Annotated in this window: 15 protein-coding genes; 6 read left to right on the plus strand and 9 right to left on the minus strand. The window is 71.3% G+C overall.

From position 1 onward, the window contains the following. Positions 1-86 precede the first annotated feature (86 nt). A complete protein-coding gene (locus tag V1L54_RS17360; protein ID WP_330118924.1) occupies positions 87-320 on the plus strand; it encodes a hypervirulence associated TUDOR domain-containing protein in 234 nt (77 codons plus the stop codon). Next, complete coding sequence (locus V1L54_RS17365; protein ID WP_330118925.1) at positions 313-657, plus strand: DUF3140 domain-containing protein; 345 nt, start codon at positions 313-315, stop codon at positions 655-657. Before V1L54_RS17360 ends, V1L54_RS17365 begins: the two co-directional genes overlap by 8 nt. A gap of 127 nt (positions 658-784) precedes the next feature. Here the strand turns inward: V1L54_RS17365 and V1L54_RS17370 are convergent, their stop codons facing one another. The 6 genes from V1L54_RS17370 to V1L54_RS17395 all read right to left on the minus strand — a co-directional run bounded on the left by V1L54_RS17370 (position 785) and on the right by V1L54_RS17395 (position 14,778). Next, on the minus strand, positions 785-1,369 hold the full coding sequence (locus V1L54_RS17370) for a hypothetical protein (protein WP_330118926.1): 585 nt from the start codon (positions 1,367-1,369) through the stop codon (positions 785-787). Between the two features lie 452 nt (positions 1,370-1,821). Continuing rightward, positions 1,822-2,181: a hypothetical protein gene (locus V1L54_RS17375; protein WP_330118927.1), complete on the minus strand. Its 360-nt coding sequence runs from the start codon at positions 2,179-2,181 to the stop codon at positions 1,822-1,824. Positions 2,182-2,190: 9 nt separating this feature from the next. Then, on the minus strand, positions 2,191-9,054 hold the full coding sequence (locus tag V1L54_RS17380; protein WP_330118928.1) for a polymorphic toxin-type HINT domain-containing protein: 6,864 nt from the start codon (positions 9,052-9,054) through the stop codon (positions 2,191-2,193). A gap of 115 nt (positions 9,055-9,169) precedes the next feature. Next, positions 9,170-12,766: a laminin G domain-containing protein gene (locus V1L54_RS17385; protein WP_330118929.1), complete on the minus strand. Its 3,597-nt coding sequence runs from the start codon at positions 12,764-12,766 to the stop codon at positions 9,170-9,172. 274 nt (positions 12,767-13,040) lie between these two features. Next, complete coding sequence (locus V1L54_RS17390) at positions 13,041-13,790, minus strand: DUF4328 domain-containing protein (RefSeq protein ID WP_330118930.1); 750 nt, start codon at positions 13,788-13,790, stop codon at positions 13,041-13,043. A gap of 169 nt (positions 13,791-13,959) precedes the next feature. Then, complete coding sequence (locus V1L54_RS17395; protein ID WP_330118931.1) at positions 13,960-14,778, minus strand: hypothetical protein; 819 nt, start codon at positions 14,776-14,778, stop codon at positions 13,960-13,962. 229 nt (positions 14,779-15,007) lie between these two features. Here V1L54_RS17395 and V1L54_RS17400 point away from each other — a divergent pair, with 229 nt between their 5' ends. The 4 genes from V1L54_RS17400 to V1L54_RS17415 all read left to right on the plus strand — a co-directional run bounded on the left by V1L54_RS17400 (position 15,008) and on the right by V1L54_RS17415 (position 20,786). Beyond that, entirely contained in the window at positions 15,008-15,781 is a 774-nt protein-coding gene (locus V1L54_RS17400) for an ArsR/SmtB family transcription factor (protein WP_330118932.1), read from the plus strand. 123 nt (positions 15,782-15,904) lie between these two features. Then, the gene (locus V1L54_RS17405; RefSeq protein WP_330118933.1) at positions 15,905-16,462 is read left to right on the plus strand and encodes a Uma2 family endonuclease; all 558 of its coding nucleotides are present in this window, start codon (positions 15,905-15,907) and stop codon (positions 16,460-16,462) included. 43 nt (positions 16,463-16,505) lie between these two features. Further along, a complete protein-coding gene (locus V1L54_RS17410; protein WP_330118934.1) occupies positions 16,506-17,294 on the plus strand; it encodes an isocitrate lyase/phosphoenolpyruvate mutase family protein in 789 nt (262 codons plus the stop codon). A gap of 111 nt (positions 17,295-17,405) precedes the next feature. After that, positions 17,406-20,786: an AAA family ATPase gene (locus tag V1L54_RS17415; protein WP_330118935.1), complete on the plus strand. Its 3,381-nt coding sequence runs from the start codon at positions 17,406-17,408 to the stop codon at positions 20,784-20,786. A gap of 48 nt (positions 20,787-20,834) precedes the next feature. Here V1L54_RS17415 and V1L54_RS17420 read toward each other — a convergent pair whose 3' ends face one another. The 3 genes from V1L54_RS17420 to V1L54_RS17430 form a co-directional block, all read right to left on the minus strand. Then, positions 20,835-21,689: an ABC transporter permease gene (locus V1L54_RS17420; RefSeq protein ID WP_330118936.1), complete on the minus strand. Its 855-nt coding sequence runs from the start codon at positions 21,687-21,689 to the stop codon at positions 20,835-20,837. After that, positions 21,686-22,765, minus strand: coding sequence for an ATP-binding cassette domain-containing protein (locus tag V1L54_RS17425; RefSeq protein ID WP_330118937.1), 1,080 nt, complete (start codon positions 22,763-22,765; stop codon positions 21,686-21,688). The genes V1L54_RS17420 and V1L54_RS17425 overlap by 4 nt, the downstream gene beginning before the upstream one ends. A gap of 273 nt (positions 22,766-23,038) precedes the next feature. Continuing rightward, complete coding sequence (locus tag V1L54_RS17430) at positions 23,039-23,482, minus strand: nuclear transport factor 2 family protein (RefSeq protein WP_330118938.1); 444 nt, start codon at positions 23,480-23,482, stop codon at positions 23,039-23,041. Positions 23,483-23,517: the final 35 nt, after the last annotated feature.

Below are 23,517 nucleotides of genomic sequence, written 5' to 3' on the forward strand. Positions count from 1 at the left end.
GACAGGACTTCCAAAAGCCGCAACACGGGCGAAAAGTTACAATAATGCTGCTTTCTGGTTCTGCTGTCTTCTCTGCGGGAGGAACCATGGCGAAGAAGAGCGGGAAACCGCGCAAGGGAGACAAGGTCTCCTGGAAGAGCCACGGTGGCGAGGCCGTCGGCCGGGTCGAGGAGGAGATCACCTCCCGCACCGAGGCCGCCGGCCGTACGGTGAACGCCTCCCCCGACGATCCGCAGTACCGGGTGCGCAGCGAGAAGTCCGGCGGCGAAGCGGTCCACCGCCCCGACGCCCTGCACGAGAAGGACTCCGGGGATGACTGAGCACCGGGGCGACCGCGACGAGATCATCGGTGAGTTCCACGAGCTGGTCAACCTCACCCCCGAACAGCTCGAGGAGTGGCTGGGGAGCGAGGAGTCCAAGGCCGCCGGACAGCACAAGGACGGTGGGGAGAGCACCGGCCACGCCTCCGGCCGCCGCATCCTCGACCTGCTGCGCACCTCGAAGTCCGGCCTGAGCGACGACGACCTCGCGCACATGCGCAAGGTGACCGGCTACATCAAACGGCACCTGGCCCAGCGCCCCTCCGGCGACATCGCCGACACCACCTGGCGCCACTCGCTGATGAACTGGGGACACGACCCGCTCAAGGACTCCTGACACCCGTCTTCCGGCGCACCGGGGAGCGGGAGCGCGGCATCCGCCCCTGGGCCGCGGGCCGGGCATGCGGCCGCACCCCCGCCGCCGTCCCGGCACCCCTTCCGGTGCGCCGGGACGGCGGCGCGCGTCAGCCCCGGCCCGCGGTCACCCGGGTGACCGTGAGGTCGAAGGCGAAGGCGGTGGAGCAGGCCAGCGGCACGCGCTCGCCGAGTACCTCCGCGGTGACGGAGGCCGTCAGCGGTGTGTTGGTGCCCCGGGTGATCACGTAGTGGTTCGCCGGGTCCTCGATCACCTCGTGCACCCGGGTGGGCTTCCCGGCGGCCCCGTAGGTGCCGGTGACGACCGCCTCGCCGGCCGGCTCCCCGGTGTCGTCCAGCCGCCGGAGCGGGATGTCGGCGCTGACGGCTCCGTCGGAGAACAGCGGGGCCTCCACCGGACCGCGGCCGCCGCCGTACTCGCCCTCCGGGGTCTCGACGGAGACGCCGGTGTGCGAGCCGAACGCGGAGTTCTGGTACAGGTCCACGGTGACGGAGACACCGCCGGAACTGCCGGAGCAGTTCAGCGCGTACCCCTGCTCCACCGTCCGCTCCACCCTCGGCACCGGCCGGGAGCCGCCCCCGGCCTCCGGGACGGCCTGCGCCGTCCCGGAGACGGAGGCGAGTACACCGGCACCCGCCAGACAGGTCAGCGCGGCTCGTGTGATGGTTCTCAACTCGTTCCGTCCCCCCTCGGGCCCGGGCCCGGGTTCACAGCCGTCACCGCCCGCCGGTGTCGGCGGAGGTGAGACATCCGGGGAGGGTGTTTGGTTGCGGCGGACTTCCGGCAACCGCACGCGCCTCACCTCCGGAACAGGGCATCGACCTCGCCATGGGAACTCCTCGGCCGCCCCGCTTACTGGCGTCACCGCCACCTTCTGCTCCACGTCCAACTCCGCCTCCAGCACTCCCGCATTCGGCGGCCGGGAAACCACCAAGACGCTCAGCTCCGACGGCGACGAACCGCCACCCTGCACCGTCCTCGTCCGCTGACGTTGCCGTCAACTACTGCCGTCACACCACACAGAAGCCCCGTCAGGACGCACCTGGCGGGGCTTCCAATCTGCAGTCGCGACCTTCCAGAGTGAAACGCGACTGCGATCAACTCACGGCCTGGTCTGTTCGAGTCTCAGCTCCGCAAAATGGCATCTCTGCAACGCTCGTACTTCTCGATGGCGCAGGGGTCGTGATTCATGAAATCATCCCAGAAACCTTCGGCATGCCATTCTTCCGGTGCCATCCTCAACGAACCATCCCAACCTGTCGAGACTCTCCATACCGGAGAAATTTTCGCATCAACAACCTCGAAGAGGCATGAGTCGAATAGCGGCGGAAGGTCGTCCGACCGGTGTTCGATTCTGAGGTAATTCTGACCGTCCGACTGGCAGTAGACCTCCAAAACGACGTACACCCTGTCGACACGCAAGACCTGTGAACCTTGGCGGATACGCTGCTCATGCCCATCAGCACCTACGAACTTTACCTTCACACCAGGCTCCTATCGACGATTCATCACCACTTTGTAGTCAAAGCCATACATTACCTCACCAGTGGTGCTGTTCATGTAATAGTGAACCTGATAGTCGCCATAGGAGCTTTGATGAGTCTCCGTGCTGTACTTACCCCACTGGGAGACGCCTCCACGCTCCTCAAGCCTAGCCCTAAGCGCCTTATTATTCATATCACTTCCAGGCATGATCAGCCGGGAATTTTCGATAGCTTCCGGTTCCAAGAATCCACCTGGCGTGAAGGGGGATCCAGCCGACTCCTTGCGCAACCGGTCGGCAAGTTTCTGCCCCTGCAGTGAACCAGAAGGGGCGTCACAGTTGCTGTTGTGGACGAGTACCGGCGTCTCGCCTGCCAGCGCATAGTACGTGTGGAGGTCGTCGACGGTGAGGTTGTAGGTCGTCGCCCGCTTGGTGAAGGGGCGGTTGGCGGTGACGATGACGGTCTCGTTCTCGTCCGTCAGCAGCGTCATGCCGGGGCGCAGATCCTCGGCCTCGACCCAGCGCTTCTCCGACGGGGACCAGAAGGGGTGCTCATGGGTCGCCGTGAGGGTCTCGACGCCATCACCGGTGGCGATGGACAGCTTGTTGAAGTGCTTGTCGTCCTCGGTGACGATCAGACGGGTGACCTCTCTGGGCCCTGTCTCGCCCGTCTCGGGGTCGGTGGCCAGCACCTTGTCACCGAGTTCGACGTCCTCGATGTCCTTGGTCGTCCCGTCGGCCATGAGGACATCAGTGCCGGCCAGGAAGCACTTGCACCCCTTCAGCGGCTTGGCCAGGATCTTGCCGCCCTTGACGACCTTCAGCCAGGGAAGGTCTGTGGCGGCCCAGCCGCAGCCGGCCAGGTCCGCTTCGGTGAAGCACCGGTCCCAGGCATCGACATCGGGCAGCAGCAGAGCCGTTCCCGTGTCCCAGAAGAACTTCCAGTCCGGTTCACCGGTAGGAGGCTGGGAGCAGGTGTTGGCCCGCCACGCGCAGGACGGCGGCGCAACCTGGATCTTGACGACCTTGTTGCTGCTGCGGTGGGTCCCGCCTCCCCCTCCCCTGTTGCCGTACTGGCGGCCACCGCCTGTTCCGCCCTGGGCCGCCGTCTCCTTGTGGTAGTTCTTACCACGCTTGATCTTCTTGATGTCGCCGGTTCCGCCGGACCCGTTGGTGCAGTCGTACTGCCCGCTGGCGCACTCCGGGTACGCCTTGCCGGTGGGATCGGCGAAGGTGACCGGGTTGTTCCCGGCGTAGCTGTAGCCGTTGACCGACTGGTGCTGTCGGGGGTTGAGAAGCGGGTCGACGCTGATGAACTGGCCGGTGCCCGAGTCGTATTGGCGGACACCGATGTGGGTGAGGCCGGTGGTGGTGTCGTGGGTCTTGCCCAGGAACTGCTTGTCGTCGGGCCAGGGACCCGCGACAGGTGTGCCCCGTTCGGCACCGAAGGGGGTGGTGTAGCGCTTGGTGACCTTCTGGGTGTCGGAGCTGATGGCCAGGGTGGAGGTGCCGTGGTGGTCTCCGGCCAGGTATCGGAGTGTGTTGGTGCCGGAGGCGTTGGTGCGGAGGGCGACCGTGAGGTCTCCGGCAGAGTAGTAGCGCTGGGCCCAGGCGGTGCCGTCGGCTCTGAGGTGGAGTTCGGTGGCTCCGGCGTACAGAACCCGCTCGCCGTCCTCGGTGGTGCGGATCAGCAAGGTGCCGTCGGCGTCATAGAGGTAGCCGGTTGAGGTGTCGCTCTCCGTGAGTTCTGTGAGGTGCCCCTCCTCGGACCAGTCAAGTTCCTGGGGGCCGCTCTCACCGGGGCGGCGGGTGGTGTTGCCCGAGGGGTCGTAGGCGTAGGTGCGGTCGGGGTTGGCGCAGTCGGCGTCTGTGCTGGTGCCGGTGAGGGTGTGAGGCTTGTCGCCGGTGTAACAGTAGGTGGTGGTGTCGGCGCCGTCGGTCTTGTGAACGGTTTCGCTGGTGCGCTGTCCGGCGTCGTTGTAGGTGTAGCTGTTCCAGTACGGCGCCGGGCCGGAAAGGCGGCCCGCGCTGCGGGAGTCGGAGCAATTCTGGGAGGCGGGAGTCCATGCTTCGGTCAGGCGGCGGTGGCCGTCGTAGTCGAAGCACTGGGTCTCGGCCTTGCCGATGCCGCCGAGAGTGGTGGGATCGGCGATGGAGGTGACATTGCCCGCGTCGTCGAAACGGTAGGTGAGGTCCTGCAGTACACCGTCCAGGTCCGTGACACGGCTGCGGGTGAGTCGACCGGTACCCTCTTCATAGGTGTTGCTGACGAACGCCTTGGCGGTTCCGGATTCGCTGGAGGTGCCGAGGACGAGTTGCTGGGCCTGTCCGAGGGCCGAGTAGTCGGTGTTCAGGAGGTAGCCGGTGGAGCCGCTGACGGAGGTGACCTGGCCCAGCGCGTTGTGGCCGTACGTGATGTTCTCCGACGGCAGGCCGCCGAGGGCGGGTTCCCGGACGAGACCGAGGGTGCCGTCGATGTTGTAGTCGCTGACGTACGTCAGCTCGGCGGGTGTCCCGGCCTGGACGAACGGGTCGTCCGCCGGTAGCCGCAGTGCGGTGCCGACAGGCCGGTTCAGACTGTCGTAGGCGGTGACGGCCTTGGTGTACGCCTGTCCACCCTTGCCGCCCACGTAGCGGGTGGAGGTGGCCGGCTGCCCCTTGAGGACAGTGTCGTAGGTGCGGGCGGTCAGTTGTGCGGCGTCGGTCTTCTCCCCGGCCCAGGTGCCGGTGACGCGGTCGAGCTCGTCGTAGGCGGTCAGGATGGTCCTGCCGCGGGCGTCGGTGCTCTTGACCGCGCGGTCGAGGATGTCGTACGCGGTGGTGGTCTCACCCTTGTCCGGGTCGTCGGCGCTCACCTGGCGGCCGAACAGGTCGTAGCCGTAGGTCCATTTCGCGCCGTCCGGACCGGTGACGGTCCGCTGCTGGTCGTCCAGGGTGTAGGTGGTCTTCACCGCGGTGTATGGCGTGCCCGGGCCGGTGCCGTAGGAGGCGTCGGCCGGGCTCTCCCCGGCGTACTCGCGGGTCTCGACGGTGCGGTCCCGGACGTCGGTGATGGTCCGCTGAGCCGAGCCGCCGTCGAGGGCGGTGGTGGCGGTGGAGTCTCCGGTGTAGCTGGTGGTGGTGCTCCACTTCTTCACACCGAGGACGAGCAGGCTGCTGGAGACGGCCCGTTCGGCACCGTCGAAGACGGTCTGGACCTGCTTGGGTGCCTCGCCGTGCTCGGCGCGGGTGTAGGTCCCGTTCGGGGTACTGGCGTTGTCGAAGATGTCCGCGTAGGTCTCGTGGGCCAGGCCGCGGGTGTCGTAGCGGGTGTCGGTCAGCAGCCGACCGCCCCGCGGAGTCGGGGACTGGGTCTGCAGGGGGCGCAGCAGCGCGTCGTAGAGAGTGTAGGCGGTGTTGTAGGTTTTGCCGTCCTTCCGCACCGTCGAGGTCGACACCCATGAGGGCCTGGTGTCGGACAGGTGGTAGGCCAGCTTGGTGTTGGGAAGGTCCTCGCCGCGGACGCGGTTGGGCAGCCAGACCTCGGTCAGCCGGCCGAGCGCGTCATGGGCGAGCTGGGTCTCCCCGCCGTTCGGGTCGTAACTTCGCTGGACCATTCCGCGGCGCGGATCCAGGAACTCGGTGGCCTTGTGCCCCTTGGGGTCGGCGGTCCTGGTCTTGGTCAGCGGGCCCGCCGTGGCGGGCGTGTAGGCGGTGGTGACCGCCTTGCCGTCGGCGTTGGTGACGCTCAGCAGGCGGCCGAGGGCGTCGTGGGTCGTGGTGGTGACCGTCTGCCAGCCGGTGGGGAGACGGTCACCGTCCGCCGTGGTGGCGACGGCGTAGCCGGTGGCGCGGCCGTTCCAGGTGGCCGCGCCCTTGGTGGGCTTCTGTGCCGCCGTCCAGCCGGTGGCCTGCGGGTTGTCGTAGACGGTGGCGACATCGGAGAGCGCGTCGCCGCGAGTGGCCGGGGTGGTCGGCAGGTTCAGCTGGGCGTCGGTGACCGAGCAGGAGCGGCCGACGGTGCGGGTGCGGGAGACCAGGCTGGTCAGGCCGGCGGCGGTGTTGCGGGCGTACCAGGTGCGGGTGCAGGTCTCGTCGCCGCTCCTGCCGACCTCGCCGGAGTCGTCGACGGTGGCGGGCATGCCGTGGTCGTCGTATGTCGTGGCGACCGCCCTGGCCCGCCAGGTCCGGGAGGCGGTCAGATAGGTGTAGTCGGTGCTCTTCTTGGTGCGCACGTAGCGGGCGATGTGGTCACCGGCGTCGGGTGCGTCCTGGCGGGCGGTCTCCTTGGACCATGGGTCGTTGACGGTGGCGCTGATGGCGGTGGCACCGTCGTAGACGACCTCCTGCCGCAGCTGGCCGGCGTACTGGTCGCTGTCGGTGATCGCGGCGACGCCGATGTCGGGCGAGGCCGGTGGGGTGACGTCAACCGAGCGGGTGCTGCCGTCCTTCCTCCTGTCGCCGTCCATGCCCTGCATGTAGTGGGACACGGTTTTGGAACGGGTGACGTCCTTGGCGCCGGTGTAAGCGGTCACCTGGCGGTAGCCGCGCCAGTCCGACCAGGTCCGCTCGCTCTTCGGGGTGAGCGGGTCGTCGCTGTAGTGCCAGGCGGCGCCCGAGTAGACGTACTCGTGCTCGACCGATCCGTTCTTCCCGGTGGGGTCGGCGTTGACAACGGCCAGGACGCGGTACTTGTGGAACCAGTCCACCGACGCCTCCCGGGCGCCGTTGACGTGCCAGTACTGCGGGTAGCAGGAGCGTGTGTTGGTGTCCTCGGCCGCCTTCATGACCTCGCTGCGGCGGCACTCCTCACCCGAGAGGGTCACATCGGTGATCGCACCGGTCTCGGAGGTGATGGTGGAGATGCGCGGCCGGGTCAGAGGCAGGATGTCGTCGGTGCCATCCACCCGGTTCGGGCGCATCTGGTAGGTGAAGGCAACCGGGTTCACCGCGATGTGGTCGGTGGCGGCCTTGCCGGTGCGCTTGATCGACTTCAATGTCAGGACGTGGTCGGAGGTGTCTCCGATGTCGCCGCCGTCGAGGTATTGCTGTGCCAGCGTCCAGGAGTCCACCGGCTCATGGGCGGAGGAAGCGGCCGACCAGGACCAGGTGTGAACACCGGTCAGCCGTTTGCGGGTGAAGAAGGCCGGTCCGGCGGAGTCGCAGTCATCGTCTCCGTCGGAGCAGATGGCGTCGTAGGGGACGTCCGGCCAGTTGTCGGCGGTGTCCTCGGTCAGCTTCGAGCAGTCGGTCGCGGTGCACCGCTCGGCATGGGTGAAAGTGACCTTGGCGTCGGCGTCGTCGGTGAACAGCGCGCCCTTGCGCAGTCCGTACTTGATCTCCTTCAGGTAACCGCCTCGGGTGTAGGAGGCGTTGGCCTTGTCGGCCTTGTTCTTGCGGTAGTGGTTGGTCTCCTTGGCGTACCAGTAGGTGGTGGCGTTGCCGTGGGTGTCCTCGACGTGGTCCAGGTTCCACCGCCATGCCTGGGTCAGTGAGCGTCCGGCGAAGGAATCGTCCCGGGAGTAGCCGGGCTCGCCGGAGTCGTCACCGAAGACCGGGACGGTCCAGGTGGAGTTGGTGCGCTGGTCGCCGGCGCCGTCGAGCTTGTCCCGGCCGAAGACGTATCTGGTGCCGTCACCGGTGACCACGGTCCAGTACTCGCCGTTGTCGTCACCGTTGTCCGCACCGGTGGAGCGGGTCACCTTGGAGTCGTCGTCGTTCTGCAGCCGCCAGGTGTCGGAATCCACCTTCACCAGCCGGGTGGCCTTGCCGTTGAGCACCAAGCGGGCGTTGTCGTACTTCCAGCAGCGGTCGAAGACGTCCTTGTGGCCGTCGTCGTCGCAGCTTCCGTAGGAGCGCTCGATGTAGGACTCGGTAAGCGAGAAGCCTTCGCCCACCGGGGTGCCCTGGTTGTTGGTGGTGGCGGTGCGGCCGTCGACGCTTCCGGAGTCGTAGGACAGCGACAGTTCGGGGGACGGGCCGGCCGCCGCGGGGGGCAGGATGAAGTCGTAGGACCAGGTGAAGGACCCCGAGCTGCCGCCCGCCTGCCAGGAGGACGACTCGGACAGCTCCGTGGCGGAGTAGTCGCCCGTTCCCGTGGGTGACTGGCCCGTTCCCGCGGATGTCGCCGTAAGCGCGAGCACGGTCGCCGCCGATGTGTCGTCGGCGGTCTGCGTGGAGAGGCCGCTCTCGGTCCCGGCCAACGGGACCTGCGCCGAGACGGTCTGACCGGTGATGTCGTTGCTCGACGCGAGTGGGGTCTGCTTGCGGCATTCGGTCTTCTGCGGTGTGGTCAGCGCGCAGGCCGGGAGCCGTACCAGGCGCAGCCGCTGGGACCAGCCGCCGCCGACGACTCCGGCGAAGTCGCCGTAGTCGACGCGCACCGCTGCTCGGCCTGCGGTGTCCGCCTCGGCAGTCAGCAGCACACCGGTGACTCCGGCCTCTCGCGCCGCTTTCTGGCCCAGCACCGCGACCCGGGTCTCGCCTGCGGCCGCGTCGGGCACCTCGGTCTGCGGGCTCAGGGTCACCGGCAGGTCGCCCGGTGACGCCTTGGCCGTCTTCCCGGCGGCGAGCTTCACCTCCGCCTCGCCAGGCTCCGGCCAGGCGGCCCGCTGCTCGGCCTTCGCGCGCCGGGCCTGCTCGGCGTTGGCGGCCTGGGTCTTGGCAACCCGCTCACGGGCTTCCGCCGCGCCTTGTCCGGTGATCTCTCTGACCTTGGCCACGCGCGGTTCCGGCGGTTCCGGCAGCGCGGGCAGCTTCCCGTTCTCGGCCCGTGCCACGGGCGTGATGCCGCCCGATACCACCACCGCCAGGATCAACGACTGCGCCAGCAGCCGCGCTCCCCGGCGTCTTTCCTTGCCTCTGCCCTGCCTTGAGGTGCCCGTACCAGAGTTCATGAGAATGCCCCACCCATGTCACACAGGAGATCGCCAAGTCACCGTCGAAGCCCCGAGCGGGGCGGGTGCGGGCGGCTCGACCGGACGCCGCCCGCACCGTTGTCGTGCCGTTCCGTCAGCCGCCCACGCGGTCTTCGATCTGCTCGGAACCGGTCATCGCCCCGGCCCACAGCCGCACCTCCGCCACCCGGGCGGGCAGGTGGTGCTTCCACTGCCCCGAGGTGAAGCCCCGGCCCACGGCGAAGTCACCCGATCCCGTCTGGGCCGTGAACATCTGCGCGTCACCGTTCTGCAGATGGCCCACGTACAGGCTGATCGTTCCGGCCTGGGCGTCGAACACCCCGGTCAGGCGGACCGCGCTGTCGAGTTCCGCGGTTTCCTCCGACACCACCGAGGAGAACGTGCCGTCCGCGTTCATCCGCCCGAAGTGCCACCGGCCCGATGCCTCGGTCCGGTCCGTGTCCGTCTCGGGGTCGTAGACGGTCCTCTTGCCGGTCAGCTCGTACCACAGACCCCATGCCGAGCCGTCGGAGGTGCGCTGGCCGAGCACCTGGCCGGTGTACCCGGCGTCCTTGGCCAGGATCTTGGCGCTGTCCACTTCCACCGCGGTCGTCACGGTGAACGAGCCGGTGTCGTCCACCAGCGGGCCAGTGGCCGTGGCGGCGCCGTCGACGCCGTCCAGGACGATCGCCTCACCGTCCAGTGAGGCCCCACCGGTCAGTTTCAGCTCCCTCCCGTAGCCGGAGACGGTGTCCGCCACGGTGGTGCCGCTGCCGGTGGACGGGTCCCAGTGCGCCACGAGTTCCACCGCCGCATGACCCTCACTGATCTTCAGCCGCGCCTCGTCGGCAATCTCCTCGGGCGTCAGCGCCCGCTGCCACGCCGTGACCTCGTCGATCGAGCCGGGGAAGTAGTACTGGTGGACGTTGGCCCACTTGTAGCGGCCGATCTGGAACGCGCCCGTCGACGACCAGGAACCCGGAGCCGAAGTGGTGCCCTGCCGTTTTCCGTTCACGTACAGGGAGAGGTCCTGGGATGTCGGGTCGTAGGTGCCCGCCAGATGGGTCCAGACTCCGGTGCTCGGTTTCTGCTTGGACCTGATGCCGTAGTAGGCGGTCCCTGTCGCCTCGTCCTTCTCCTTCACCCCGAAGAACCAGCGGTCGGAGTCCTTGGAATAATTGAGGACGAAAGGCGAGTACCGGGCGCCGTCCTGCGAGGCGACGATGGCCGACGAGTCGGTGTTCTGAAGCCGCACCCACGCAGACACGGTGTAGGCCGAGCGCGTCTCCAGCACCGGACCGCCGGTCGCCGCGTAGCCGCCGCTGCCGTCCAGTGCCAGCCCCTTGTCCGTGACCGGGGTGTCCAGTGGTGCGCCGTCGCCATCGTGGGTGACGAGACCGCGCCGTCCGCGGTCGTCGCGCACGGCGCCGCCGTGGAGGGCGGCGTCGTGGCGGGCTCCGCCTTCGGCCGCCGAGTCCTTCGCGACGCCGTCGGCCTCGTCGAAGTGCCATCGGCCGACCGGCCCCTCGCCCGCGGCGACCAGGAAGTCCACGACGTTCTGCGCGCCCAGACGGCCGATGGTGTCCCTGGCCCGCACATACAGCCTGTGCGTCCCGGCTTTCTGGGGGGTGACGGCTACGGATGCCTTCGAACCACTCGCGGTACTCCAGGTCGTCTGCGAGGAGAGCCGGTAGTCGTAGGACACGTTGTTGGTGTCGCCGTCGGCTGGTGCAAAGGTGAACGTCCCCTTCTTCCCCGGGCCGCCTCCACTCCCGCACTCGTTGACCGTGCACTCGGTGTACGGGCTGCCGATCGTGACCTCGGGCGCCTTCGGCGCGGTGGGGTCGACCTTGAAGTGGCACGCAGTGGTGTAACCGGTGTTCAGCCGATTCGACCCGTTCTCGTAGTACGACATGGTCAGGGCACGCAGCCGGTACTTCACCCCCTCCGACAGGGCGGGCAGGCTTCTGGTCTGTACCGCCAGGTTCCCGGCGTACCCGGAGGTCGGGCTGTCGACATCGGTGTGCGCGCGTACCCAGGAGGAGCCGTCCCAGTGGTCGGTGCGCCAGCGGATGCGCAGGTTCGCCCCCGCCTCACCGCCCGCGGCGGTCCGCGGCCTGCCGGTCACCGCCGGGGTGGGATCGCTGATCACGTCGGGGTCGGCCTCGCTGGTCGAGCAGACCGTGCCGTTGCCCGACAGCAGGCCGACGTTCTTCGGCAGCGCCGGCCGCGCCACGTACTTCACCGCCAGGACCGCGTCGTTCTTGAAGCGTTTCCAGGCGGAGGTGTCGGACTCGTCCTTCGCCCGGATCTGCAGGGTGAGCCGGGAGAACTTGCCCGCCGCGAAGTTCCGCACGGTGGGGGTGAGGTTCTCGTTGGACTCCTCCTGGTTGTCCCGGAACTCGATCGGTGCGTCCGGCGAGTCCGGGTCGCACAGCGAGCCGCGGCCCGCCGACACATGCCGGTCGACCATCAGGTCCAGCTCCTTGGGACGGGAGGACCAGGTGGTGGCGGAGGAGATGTTGTTGGTGCGCACCAGGTTCACCCACCGCGGGTCGCACTGGAACGCCCACGGCTCGGTGACGCGGAAGGTGACGTCCAGGATGTTCTTGCCCTTCAGCTTGGCGGGCGAGAACTCGAAGTACAGGCGCTGCACATAGCCCGGCCCGCAGTAGTAGCCGCTCCAGGTGCCGCACTTGCCGGCCCCCTTGCCGCGGCCGTCGCTGCCGTTGCCCCAGCCGTAGGACTCGTAGCCGTCACTGCGTAGCAGGGTCCGCTCGGACTCGTTCAACGTGACCGACGGGTCGATGTGCAGCGGGTACGCGGAGGCGTCGGTGTCCGTCAGCATCCCGGCGTCGGGGACCACCGTGAGGGTGTCCTCGGTGACCTCCACCTCCATCCGGGTCACCGTGTCGCCCGGCTCCGGTTCCGGCTCGGCCTCGGCACCGGGGGAGTCACCGGTCTCGGTCCGCTCCGAAGTTTTCGCCGTACCGGTGGTGAGGCGCGGTGCCTGCTGGACGGTGGCCTGCTGTTCGGCGTCCTCGCCGGCCGAGTCCCACATCTGCGCGGGCGGGGCGCGGAAGACCGTTCTCCCGTCCCCGTCGACCGCCGTCAGGCTTCCGGCGGCTCCTTCGCGGAGGCTCAGTCCCGCGGCCTTGAGCCGGTAGTCGATCCGTTTCAGTTCGGGGCCGGCCGCCGCCTGGGGCGTCTTGACCACCAGTACGTGCCGGAAACCCTCGGTGGAGGCGGTCACCCGCAGGTCGACGTCCGGCAGCACTTCGCGGTACAGGGCGCTCGTCCCGTTCAGTTCCGGCTCCGGCAGGCTGTCCGGCCAGTCCAGTTCCAGGGAGCGTCCCTGCTCGGCGATCCGCACCAGCGGGTCGTCTCCCCCGCCGGAGAAGGTCATCTCCGCCGCGGTGGCCTTCGGCCCCACCGAGCCGTCCGGCCTGACCTCCAGGGTGGGGTCGGGCGTCTGCCAGCCACCGCCCGGTCCGGCCACCCGTACCGGGACCGAGGACTCCTCCAGGGTGAAGGTGTGGCCGTCGGGATTGGCGAACACCGTCGAGTGCTCCGACCGTTCGCCGGTCACCTCGACCCGCTCCCCGGTCTTCTCCGCCTCGGCCAGGGCCCGTTGCCCCTCGGTCGGGGCCGGGGGTTCCTCGGTCCTGGCATCGGCCTGTGCCGACGGCGCCGACAGTAGCCCCGCCGTCATCCCTGTCACGAGGGTGATGCCGACGAAGCCGAGTGCCCTCTTCCGTGGTCGTCCGGGGGTCACCTCCGAAGCGCCACTCCCCCACCGTAAGTTCACGCTTCCCCCCAGGCTTCACATGATCTTCAAAACCTGGGTATCCAATCGACCGGTCACCGGCCCGGTCAAGGGAGATGTGGCCACGACAGGTCGGTTGCGATCATCTTTGGCCGGAAAGCGTTCTCGCCAGGCGGGATTACGAACAGCGTCATTGGCGGTACGGCGGCCGGCCGCCGGGTCAGGAGGCGGGGGACGCCGGGTGCAGTGGCCCCGGGCCCTGGAGGATCCGGGCCTGCTGCATCCGGGTCAGGGCGCGTACCACCAGGATCGCCAGCACGGCGGCGGCGATGCTCAGGATGTCGGACAGGATCAGCATGACGAGCGCCGACTGGATCGCCTCGGCGTACTCGGCCCGGTCGTACATCCTGCCGGCGCCGTTCCCGACGGACATCGACAGCAGCCACAGCGTCCACCAGGCGTTGACCAGGGGCCGGGAAGGACGCTCCGGGTCCGGGTCGCTCAGGGGCACCGGGGAGCTCGCGTTCCAGACGTCGAGGGTGATCCGGCGCGGGAACCACAGGTTGACGACGGGCACGAACCAGCCCCAGACCACCCAGCCGCGGCTCTTGCGGTGGCCGTCGGGGACGAACACCTCGGCGTTGACCCGCACCCGGTGGAACCAGACCAGGAAGACGACGCCGGCTGCCAGCATCGTCGCGACCTGTGCGACACCCGTGAGCCCGTACAGCCGGTCGGCCTGGCCGAACTCCGCCTCGGTGACGGGTCGTCCGGCGATGAGGTCGCCCACCAGTCCGTGCACGGCCAGACCGCCGTGGAGCGAGAACACGTCCGCGGCGATCACCGCCCCCAGCAGGACGGTGACGGCCTTCGACAGCCCTGTCGGCGGGACGGGGACAGGAAGGCCGGAACGAGCCGGACCCTTGGAACCGTCCAGGTGTTCGACGTGGTCCGGATGATCGGGGTTCATGGAAGGCGGCCCCCTGGGCGTCGTGTGTCCGCCGGCCGGCGGACGGCTGTGGGTGACGGGCCCGGGACCGGCGCACGGCACCGCTCCCGGGTCCCGGCCGCACCGGCCCCGGGCGTGACCGTCGTGCGGATCGCCGGGGCCGGGGCGCGGCCGGAGCGCGGTGTACCGCTCAGCCGAGCTTGGCCAGCTGGGCGTCGATGACCGCGGTCGGCAGCGGGTAGTCCTTCTTGCCGCCGGCCGAGGCCAGGTTGAAGGAGACGAAGGAGGCGAGCGTGCCGCCCTGGCGCACGACCACCAGCTTGACCGGCACCACGTCGCCCTCCATGTCGGTCGTCAGCGTCCAGGCGGCCGACTCCTCGCCGCCGGTGACCTTCTCCCCGGTGATCCCGGTGACCTTCCGCTTGTCCTCCGGTGCGGTCGAGGTGAAGCCGCCGCCGCAGTCGGTGGCGGCGGTGCGCAGGTCCGCGAGGGTCCGCTCGGCGCCTGCTCCGTCGTAGGAGGAGAGGGAGACCATCGTCATCGTCATGTCGAGGGCCGCGGTGAACGCCTCCTCGATCTCCTCCTCGGTCATCTCGGCGAGCTCGTCGAGCGAGGGCTCCGCCGGCTTCTTCGCCTTCTGGCTCACCCCGCGCCGGGCGGTCGCCGCGGGCTCACCGACCTGTACGCCCATCATCGCGTGCGCCAGCGGCTCGCAGTCGGCCTTGTCGACGGTGATGCCACCGGAGTCGGGAGCCTCCCCGGCGCCGACCTTCCGGATCTCGTGGTCCTTGACGTCGCCCTCGGCGAGCGCGAGCTTCTCCAGCTCGGCGGCGGTCTTCGCCTTGACCGCCGGCCGGGCGGCGGCCTTCTTGTCCGCCTTCGCCCCGTCGCCGCCCTTGTCGCTCCCGCCGTCCGGGTCCGAGCCGCCGCAGGCGGTGGCCAGCAGGGCCAGACAGACCGCGGAGGCGGCAAGGGCGGTACGGCGCACGAGGGCAGGACGCATGGGCATGGGCATGGGCCTTCTGCTTCGGAGGAGTTGAGGGGGCGCGGAGCCGGTCGGCGGCGCGAGAAGCGCACTCCGGTCGTCTTCAGACCCGTGTGACCAGGTCACTTTAGAGGTGCGGAGGTGACCGGCACATGCCGATGACGAACCAGTGTGTGATTGTGATGTTCGTGTGATCACTTGCCCAGTACACCTTTCGGTGTCCGCCGAAACGATCCGCCCGCATGCTGTCCCCATGGACCGCACCGCCGACCGTGCCCCCGACCGCACCGGCCCCGCCCTCGCCCGGCTGGCCGGACTGCTCGCCGACACCACCCGCGCCCGTTTCTGCCTGGCACTGCTGGACGGCCGGGCCTGGACGGCGGGTGAGCTGGCCCGGCTGGCCCGGGTCGCCCCGGCCACGGCCAGCGGCCACCTGGACCGGCTGGTGGCCGGCGGCCTGCTGGCCGAGGAACGGCAGGGGCGGCACCGCTACGTACGGCTGGCCGACCCTCAACTGGCCCAGCTGATCGAGGACCTGGCCGCGCACGCCGGTCCGCCGCCCGCACCGCGCTCGCTGCGGGCGGCCTCCGCGGACGCGGCGATGGCCCGGGCCCGCACCTGCTACGACCATCTGGCCGGACGGCTGGGGGTGGCGGTCACCGACGCGCTGCTGGCGCGCGGGCTGGTGCAGCGGGACACCGGGTTCGCGGTGACCGGGGAGGGACTGCGCTGGTTCGGGCGGCTGGGCATCGAGCTGGCGGCCCGTCCGCGCGGCCGGCGCCCGCTGGCCCGTACCTGTCTGGACTGGACCGAGCGCCGTCCCCATCTGGCCGGGATGGCGGGGGCCGAGCTGTGCCGCCACGCCCTGGAGGCCGGCTGGTGCGAGCGGATCGGCACCCGGCGGGCGCTGCGGGTGACCGGCGCCGGGCGGCGGGCGCTGTACGAACTGCTGGGCGTCACGGACGCCGACCTCGCCGTCCGGTCCGCCGCCGGGTCCGCCGCCGGGGCCGCGGACGGGGCGCCATGAGGGCCGGGGCCCGGTGGGCCACTCCTCCGGGTGACGGCGGGGGCGGCGGGCGGTGGAGCGGCCCCGATTGCGGTAGACCCGGGTATGTCGTCATGCTGCACTTGAACCGTCCGTGGAGGACCGATGAGCGCCCAGCCGCACTCGTACGCAGCCGTCGACCCGGAAACAGCGCTGAAGTACGCGATCCAGCACGTCCGGGGGGACCGGGTACAGATCGTGGAGGGGGTCATCGAGCCGGTGTCACCGAGTTGGGATCACGAGACGGCGGCGGATGTGATCCGCGAGCAGATCGGCCCGGTCGTACGGCGGCTCGGCTGCGTGACCGGGTCGGGTGATCTGGACCTGCCGGGAAGCAGCAACTGGTTCGTGCCCGATCTGGCCGTCGTCCCCCGGGATCTGGCCAAGGGGGCGGGGGCACTGCTCCCGGAGCAGACACTGCTGGTGGTCGAGGTCACCTCCGACTCGAACGCCGACACCGACCGCACCGTCAAGCGCCGCCGGTACGCCGAGTACGGCGCGCCGCTGTACCTGCTGGTGGACCGGCAGGAGCGCACCTGCACACTGTTCGCCGAGCCCGGCGAGCCCGGCTACACCCGGGTGACGGGGCCGCACCCCTTCGGGGTGCCCGTGCCGCTTCCCGAGCCGCTCGCCATGGAACTGGACACCTCCGGCCTGGGGTGAGCCGTACCGGGGGCGGCACCGCGTCCGAAAGGGGTCGTACCCGATGAGCATGTCCGAGACCTTCCGCGCGCTGCACCGCGCCGGGCGACCGCTGCTGCTGCCGTGCGCCTGGGACCACGCCTCGGCCGCCGCCCTGGCCGCCCAGGGCTTCGCCGCGGTCGGCACCACCAGCCTCGGGGTGGCCGCCGCCGCGGGGCTGGCCGACGCCACCGGGGCCGCCCGGGAGCGGACCCTGGAGCTGGGGCGCCGGCTGGCCCGGCTGCCGGTGCCGGTCAGCGTCGACATCGAGGGCGGCTTCGCCGACGATCCCGCCGAAGTCGCGGCGTTCGCCGCCGAGCTGGCCGCCGCGGGGGTGGCCGGGGTGAACATCGAGGACGGCCGGCCCGACGGGACCCTGGCCGACCCGGCGCGGCAGGCGGAGCGGATCACAGCGGTGAAGGAGGCCGCCCCCGCCCTGTTCGTCAACGCCCGCACCGACACCCACTGGCTCGCCGCCGAGCCGACCGCGGCGGCCGCGCTGCGCCGGGCGCGCCGCTATCTGGCGGCCGGGGCGGACGGTGTCTTCGTCCCCGGGCTGGCCGACGAGGACGGCATCCGCGCACTGGTCGGCGAGCTGGACGCGCCGCTGAACGTCCTGTTCACGCCCGGGCGGCACACCTGTGAACGGCTGGCCGGACTGGGGGTGCGCCGGATCAGTCTGGGGTCGCTGCTGTTCCGTGCCGCCCTCGGGCGCGCGGTGGAGCTGGCCGTCCGGATCGCCGACCCGGCAGCCGGGGCGCCGGAGGTGCCCGACTACGGGCGGGCCCGGGCGCTGGCCGCCTTCTGGGACTGACCCCCACGGGCACGGGCCCGGGGGCGGGCACCGGGGAGCCGGTTCCCCGTCCCGGGGCCCGCCGCCCGAATCTCCAAGGCGGCTGTCGGTGCGATGTGCCAGGCTCGGACCGTGGACCGTCCATCGCCTTTCGAGCCCGCCGGGAATCCCGCCGTCGACGGCGGGGCGTCACCGCTCATCGGGCGCGACCATCCCGCCGCCGTGCTGCGGGCGGAGGTCGCCCGGACGACCCGGAGCCACGGCGGCCTGGTCCTGGTCACCGGCGAGGCGGGCATCGGCAAGACGGCGCTGGTGACGGACGCCGCCGACCGGGCACGGCGGCAGGGCGCCCTGGTGCTGAGCGGGGCGTGCTGGGATTCCTGCGACGCGCCCGGCCACTGGCCGTGGACACAGGTCCTGCGCGCCCTGCGCCGCGGCACCACCGCCCACCAGTGGGCGGAGGCCGAGAAGACGGCGGACGGCGGTCTGGCGGTGCTGCTGGGCGAGGCGCCCGGCGCGGCCGACTCGGCGGCCGGCGGGGCGGAGGGGGAGTTCCATCTGCACGACGCGGTCACCCGTGCCCTGGTGGCGGTCTCCCAGTACCGTCCGCTGGTGCTCGTCCTGGAGGACCTGCACTGGGCGGACCCGGCGTCGCTGCGGCTGCTGCGGTTCGCGGCCGGGCACACCTGGTTCGAGCGGCTGCTGCTGGTGGGCACCTACCGCGACGACGAACTGGAGGCGGACGGCCATCCGCTGCGGCCGCTGGTCCTGCCCCTGCTGACGCGGGCGGTGACGGTGACGCTGACGGGGCTGGACCGCGCCGGCACGGGCGCCCTGATCGCCCGCACCGCCGGGCGGCGGCCGACGGAGGAGCTGGTCGGCGAGGTGCACCGCCGCACCGGCGGCAATCCGTTCTTCGTCGAGCAGACCGCCCGGCTGTGGCACGGCGGCGGTACGGCCGCCGCCGTCGCCCCCGGTGTCCGCGACACCCTGCGGCACCGGCTGTCGCTGCTGCCCGAGGCGGTCGTGCGGCTGCTGGGCTGCGCCGCCGTGCTCGGGCGGGAGTTCCACCGCGCGGTCCTGGCGGCCGTCGCGGGCGAGCCCGCCTCCCGGGTGGACCGGTTGCTGGCGCGGGCCCTGACCAACCGGCTGGTGACGGCACTCGGCGCGGGACGGTTCGCCTTCGCCCACGACCTGGTCCGCGAGACGCTGTACGAGTCGCTCGGCGAGGCCGAGCGGCGCCGCCTGCACGCCTCGGCGGTCGGCGCGCTCCGGTCCGCCACCGCGCCGGCCGGTGAGGTGCTCCCCGCCGACCTGGCCCGGCACGCCCGGCTGGCCGGGAACGAGATCGAGGCGCCGCGGGCGCTGGAGATCCTGCTGGCCGCGGCCCGGGACGCGGGCGGCAGGCTGGCCGTCGAGGAGGCGGCCGGGCACCACCGCCGCGCGCTGGAGCTGGCCGCCGCCCGCGGCGACCGGCGCAGGCAGGTGCTGATCGCCCTGGACCTGGGGGGCGAGCTGGAGTATCTCGGTGAACGGGAGGCCGCCCGGCGGGCGTTCACCGAGGCCGTCGGTGCCGCCCGCGAGACCGGTGACCCCGGGCTGCTGGCCCGGGTGGCGCTCACCCTGTACCGGGAGGAGACACAACGGCTCTCCCCCGGCGGGGCCGGGGGGCCGCCGGCCACCGACCTGATGCACGAGGCGTACGACCGGCTGGTGGGCGGCCGGGCCCCCGGCGCGGGCTCCTCCGGTGGCGCCGATGGTTCCGGCGCGTCGGCACCGGCCGCCGGTACGGCGTCCGGGAGGCCGGCCACGCTCGACCGGCTCGCCCGGGAGCTGACCGTCGGCCTCGCCGTGCGGGCCCGGCGCGGCGGGGACGACGAGGCGCTGCTCTTCGGGCTGTGGGCCCGCCACAACGCCGTCTGGGGCCCGGGCAGCGCGCCGGAGCGGGTGGCGCTCACCACCGAGCTGATGTCCGTGGCGCGCCGCCGGGCGGACCTGGAGACGGAGTACCTCGCGGCGTCGTTCCGCTGGGTGGCCCTGCTGGAGCAGGGCGACCCCGGCTTCCTGGACCAGTACCGCGCGTTCACCGTCCTGGCCGAACGGGCCGGGCTGCCCCACGCCGGTTTCTCCTCGTGCGTCGACCGGAGCATCATCGCCACGCTGACGGGCCGCTTCGAGGCCGTGGAGCCGCTGCTCGACCGGGCCGAGGAGTACTTCACGCAGCGGCGGCACCCCCACATCGGTTACATGATCGACCATCTGCGCTGGGCGCTGCGGCTGCAGCAGGGCCGGTTCGACGAACTGACGGACCTGCACCGCTCGCTCGCCGGGCACGGGCACCCCCAGCGCCGGATCCTGGAGGGCATCACCGCGCTGGAACGCGACGGCCCCGGGGACGCCGCGGCGGCGCCGGCCCTGGCGGCGGAGATCGACGCCGCGGGGCCGGTCTCCCCGTTCTTCGTGCCGCTGTGGCTGCGGCTGCGGGCGCAGACCGCGGCGGTCGCGGATGATCCGGGGCTGTGCGAGCGGGTCCGCGCGGACCTGCTGCCGTTCTCCGGCCAGTGGGCGGTGTCGCTGTACGGGTGCGACGTCAGCGGCCCGATGGACCTGTGGCTGGGGGTGGTGGAGGCCGCGCGGGGGCACTGGGACGAGGCGGTGGAGCACCTCACCGCCGCCCACCGGTCGGCCGACCTCCTCGGGGCCCGGCCCTGGTCGGTCCGGGCCCGTCTGGAGCTGGCCCGGGCACTGCTCGCCGGGGGCGCGCCGGAGGACGGGCGGGCCGCCGCGGTCCTGCTGCCCGGGGTGGTCCGGGAGGCGGACGGGCTGGGCATGCGGCACCTCGCCGAGCGGGCGCGCCGTACCGGTGTGGGCCGCACGGGCCACGGTCCCGTCCCGCTCCCGGTGGCGCAGGCCCCGGAGGGCCCGGAGGCCGGGGGGACCCGGGAAGCCCGGAAGGCCCCGGAGAGCGTCTTCCGCTTCGACGGGGAGGTGTGGACCCTGACGTACCGGGGGCGCACGGTCCACCTGCCCGACGCCAAGGGGCTGCGGGACCTGCGCCTGCTGCTGGGCCGCCCGGGCGAGGACGTACCGGCGGTACGGCTGCTGAACCCGGCCGGCGGCGCGACCGCGGTGGCCGCGCGGCGGCTGGGGGGCGATCCGGTGCTCGACGAGGAGGCCAGGGCCCGCTACCGGGAGCGGCTGGTCCGGCTGGACGAGGAGATCGACCGGGCCGCCGCGCTGGGCCACGACGACCGGGCCGCCGCGTTCGACCGGGAGCGGGAGGCGCTGCTGGGGGAACTGCGGGCCGCTGCCGGGCTCGCCGGGCGCACCCGGCGGCTGGGCGACGAGGCCGAGCGGGCCCGCAAGGCCGTCACCGCGCGCATCCGCGACACCCTGCGCAGACTGGACCGGCGCCACCCGGAGCTGGCCGCCCATCTGCGGGCCGCCGTCTCCACCGGTGCCGCCTGCCGCTATCTGCCGCCCGACGGGGACGGGCCCGCCTGGCGCCTGTGACGGCCCGCGGCGGGGTGGCCCCGCCGCGGGCCCGGGGGCAGCGGTGCGTCACTTGCGGTTGTACAGCCGCATGGTGACCGGCCCGAAGACGGCCAGCAGCACCGCGCTCCACCCCAGCGACCAGGCGATGTCGGCGCCGGGCCAGCCGCCCTCCATCAGCCCCCGTACGGCCGAGGCCACATGGGTGACCGGGCTGTTGTTCACGAACGCCTGGAGCCAGCCCGGCATCGTGCCCGGGTCGACGAAGACGTTGCTGAGGAACGTCAGCGGGAAGATCACCATCATGCTGACGCCCATCACCGACTTCTCGGTGCGCAGCATCAGGCCGAACATCGTCCAGATCCAGGAGAAGGCGAAGGAGAAGACGATCAGCAGGGCCACCCCGGCCAGCACCCCGGTGATCCCGCCCCCGGGCCGGAAGCCCATGATCAGGCCGAGGGTCAGCATCACCGCCGAGGCGAGGGCGTAGCGCAGCATGTCGCCCAGCAGGTAGCCGACCATCGCCGCGGGCCGCCAGATCGGCAGGGTGCGGAACCGGTCGAAGACGCCCTTGTCGATGTCGGTGTTGACCGCCACCCCGGTGTACATGGTGATCATCACGATGTTCATCACCAGGATGCCCGGGAGCACGAACTGCACGTACTCCGTGGTCGAGCCGGCCAGCGCGCCCCCGAACAGGTAGGTGAACATCAGCACCATCATGATCGGGAAGACGGTGACGTCGAAGAGCTGCTCGGGGACGTGCTTGATCTTCAGCATCGCCCGCCAGCCGAAGGTGGCCGACGCGGACCAGGCGCTGGGGCGCGGCGGCCGCTCCCCGGCCACCAGCAGGCCGGCGAGGGTCTCGGTGGCGACGGGGGCCGGTTCCCCGGTCTTCGGCTCTCGTGCGGTGACGGTGGTCATGCCGGGATTCCTTCCGTGTTCTCCCTGCCGGCGGCGGGGGCGGTGGTGTGGACCGCGGGGCGGTCGGTGAGGGCGAGGAAGACCTCGTCCAGGCTGGGCTGGCCCAGTGCGAAGCTGTCGACGGTGATCCCGGCGCGGGCCAGTTCCGCCAGCGCCCGGGACGCCTGCTCGGCCGCGCTCCCCTCCTCGCCGCTCCCTTCTCCGTGTCCGCCGTGTCCTCCTCCGTGCCCCTCGTCGCGCTCATCGCGCACACCGACGCGGACGGTCAGGGCCACCGGGTCGGGTTCGAGCTGGACGCGCGCGTCCAGCGCCCGGGCGAGCAGCCGCTCGGCCGCCGGCCGCTGCGCGGCGTCCCGTACCCGCAGGTGCACCGAGCCGGCGCCCACCGAGGCCTTCAGCTCGCCCTTGGTGCCCTCGGCTATGACCTTCCCCCGGTCGATGACGGCGATCCGGGAGGCCAGCTGGTCGGCCTCGTCCAGGTACTGGGTGGTCAGCAGCACCGTGGTGCCCCGGGAGACCACGGCCCGCACGATGTCCCAGACCTGGTTGCGGCTGCGCGGGTCCAGACCGGTCGTCGGCTCGTCCAGGAAGAGCAGGTCGGGCGTGTTGAGGATGGACGCGGCGATGTCGATACGGCGCCGCATGCCGCCGGAGTAGTTCTTGACCTGCTTGTGGGCGGCTTCGGCCAGTCCGAAGGCCTCCAGCAGCTGTCCGGCCCGCCGCCGGGCGGCGGACTTGTGGTGCCCCAGCAGCCTGCCCAGCAGGATCAGGTTCTCCATGCCGGTCAGGTCCTCGTCCACCGACGCGTACTGCCCGGTCAGGCTCACCCGGCTGCGTACGGCGTCGGCCTCGTGGCGCACGTCGTGGCCGAAGACGCGGGCCTCGCCGCCGTCGGGGCGCAGCAGGGTGGCCAGCATCTTGACGACGGTCGTCTTCCCCGCCCCGTTGGGGCCGAGCACCCCGTAGACGGTGCCCGCGGGCACCGTCAGGTCGACGCCGTCCACCGCGCGGGTCTCCCCGAACACCTTCACCATCCCCGACGCTTCGATCGCCGGGCCGGTCGTGCTGTCACTCATCGTCTGCCGCCCTCATCCCTGATCCGTCTTCCGTGCTGCTCCCGCGCGCCGCGGAGTGCGGCGGCCGTCTCGTGGTGCAGACTCCGCGCCGCCGCCGGACTCATCGCTCCCGGCCGGGAAAACCCGCCCCGGCCCGCACGGACCGGCGGACGCACCATACGGGCCGCGTCCCCGCCCCGGAGGCGCCAGATGCCGTCCGGCGGGCCGCCAGATCGGATCTGGCGGCCCGCCGGACGGGGAGTCGGCGGCCGGGGAACCCGGCGCGGTGGCCGGTCAGCGCATGGCGGCGACCATAGTGTGGGTGTCCGCGATCGTCTCGAAGGCGGTCGGGGCGGTGTCCTCAGCGAAGCGCCACACATGCGCGAAGCGCGCCGTCATCAAGGTCCCGGTCCCGCGGTGCCTCCCCCGGTAGCGGCCGAGGGCGACCACCGCGTCCCGGACGGCCAGGAGTTCCTCCGGCACCACCTCCAGACCGTCCCACTCGGTCTCGAAACGGGCGAAGACGTTGGTCAGCACCTCCGTTCGGCCGCGGTAGGTACCGCCGTACGGCAGCCCGTCGGTCACGACCCACTCGATCCGCTCGCTCATCGCGCCCAGGGCCGCCGTGATGTCGCCGGCGGCGACGGCGGCGTATATCCCGGACACCGTCTCCTGGTTCCGCAGCATCCGGGAGTCCTGGTCATGAGCCTTGTGCGTGAAGGGCTGGGCGGGGTTCATCCTCGCTCCGATCATCCGTGGGGCCCTGGCCGCGC

Origin of the sequence: Streptomyces rubellus (genome assembly GCF_036323805.1) — a bacterium.
Classification (GTDB): Bacteria; Actinomycetota; Actinomycetes; order Streptomycetales; family Streptomycetaceae; genus Streptomyces.

What these genes read in the sequence shown, in the direction of transcription:
- V1L54_RS17360 (WP_330118924.1), top strand. Translation starts at nt 87, where the DNA reads ATGGCGAAGAAGAGCGGGAAACCGCGCAAGGGAGACAAGGTCTCCTGG.
- V1L54_RS17365 (WP_330118925.1), top strand. Translation starts at nt 313, where the DNA reads ATGACTGAGCACCGGGGCGACCGCGACGAGATCATCGGTGAGTTCCAC.
- V1L54_RS17380 (WP_330118928.1), bottom strand. Translation starts at nt 9,054, where the DNA reads ATGAACTCTGGTACGGGCACCTCAAGGCAGGGCAGAGGCAAGGAAAGA.
- V1L54_RS17385 (WP_330118929.1), bottom strand. Translation starts at nt 12,766, where the DNA reads ATGACGGCGGGGCTACTGTCGGCGCCGTCGGCACAGGCCGATGCCAGG.
- V1L54_RS17390 (WP_330118930.1), bottom strand. Translation starts at nt 13,790, where the DNA reads ATGAACCCCGATCATCCGGACCACGTCGAACACCTGGACGGTTCCAAG.
- V1L54_RS17395 (WP_330118931.1), bottom strand. Translation starts at nt 14,778, where the DNA reads ATGCCCATGCGTCCTGCCCTCGTGCGCCGTACCGCCCTTGCCGCCTCC.
- V1L54_RS17400 (WP_330118932.1), top strand. Translation starts at nt 15,008, where the DNA reads ATGGACCGCACCGCCGACCGTGCCCCCGACCGCACCGGCCCCGCCCTC.
- V1L54_RS17405 (WP_330118933.1), top strand. Translation starts at nt 15,905, where the DNA reads ATGAGCGCCCAGCCGCACTCGTACGCAGCCGTCGACCCGGAAACAGCG.
- V1L54_RS17410 (WP_330118934.1), top strand. Translation starts at nt 16,506, where the DNA reads ATGAGCATGTCCGAGACCTTCCGCGCGCTGCACCGCGCCGGGCGACCG.
- V1L54_RS17420 (WP_330118936.1), bottom strand. Translation starts at nt 21,689, where the DNA reads ATGACCACCGTCACCGCACGAGAGCCGAAGACCGGGGAACCGGCCCCC.
- V1L54_RS17425 (WP_330118937.1), bottom strand. Translation starts at nt 22,765, where the DNA reads ATGAGTGACAGCACGACCGGCCCGGCGATCGAAGCGTCGGGGATGGTG.
- V1L54_RS17430 (WP_330118938.1), bottom strand. Translation starts at nt 23,482, where the DNA reads ATGAACCCCGCCCAGCCCTTCACGCACAAGGCTCATGACCAGGACTCC.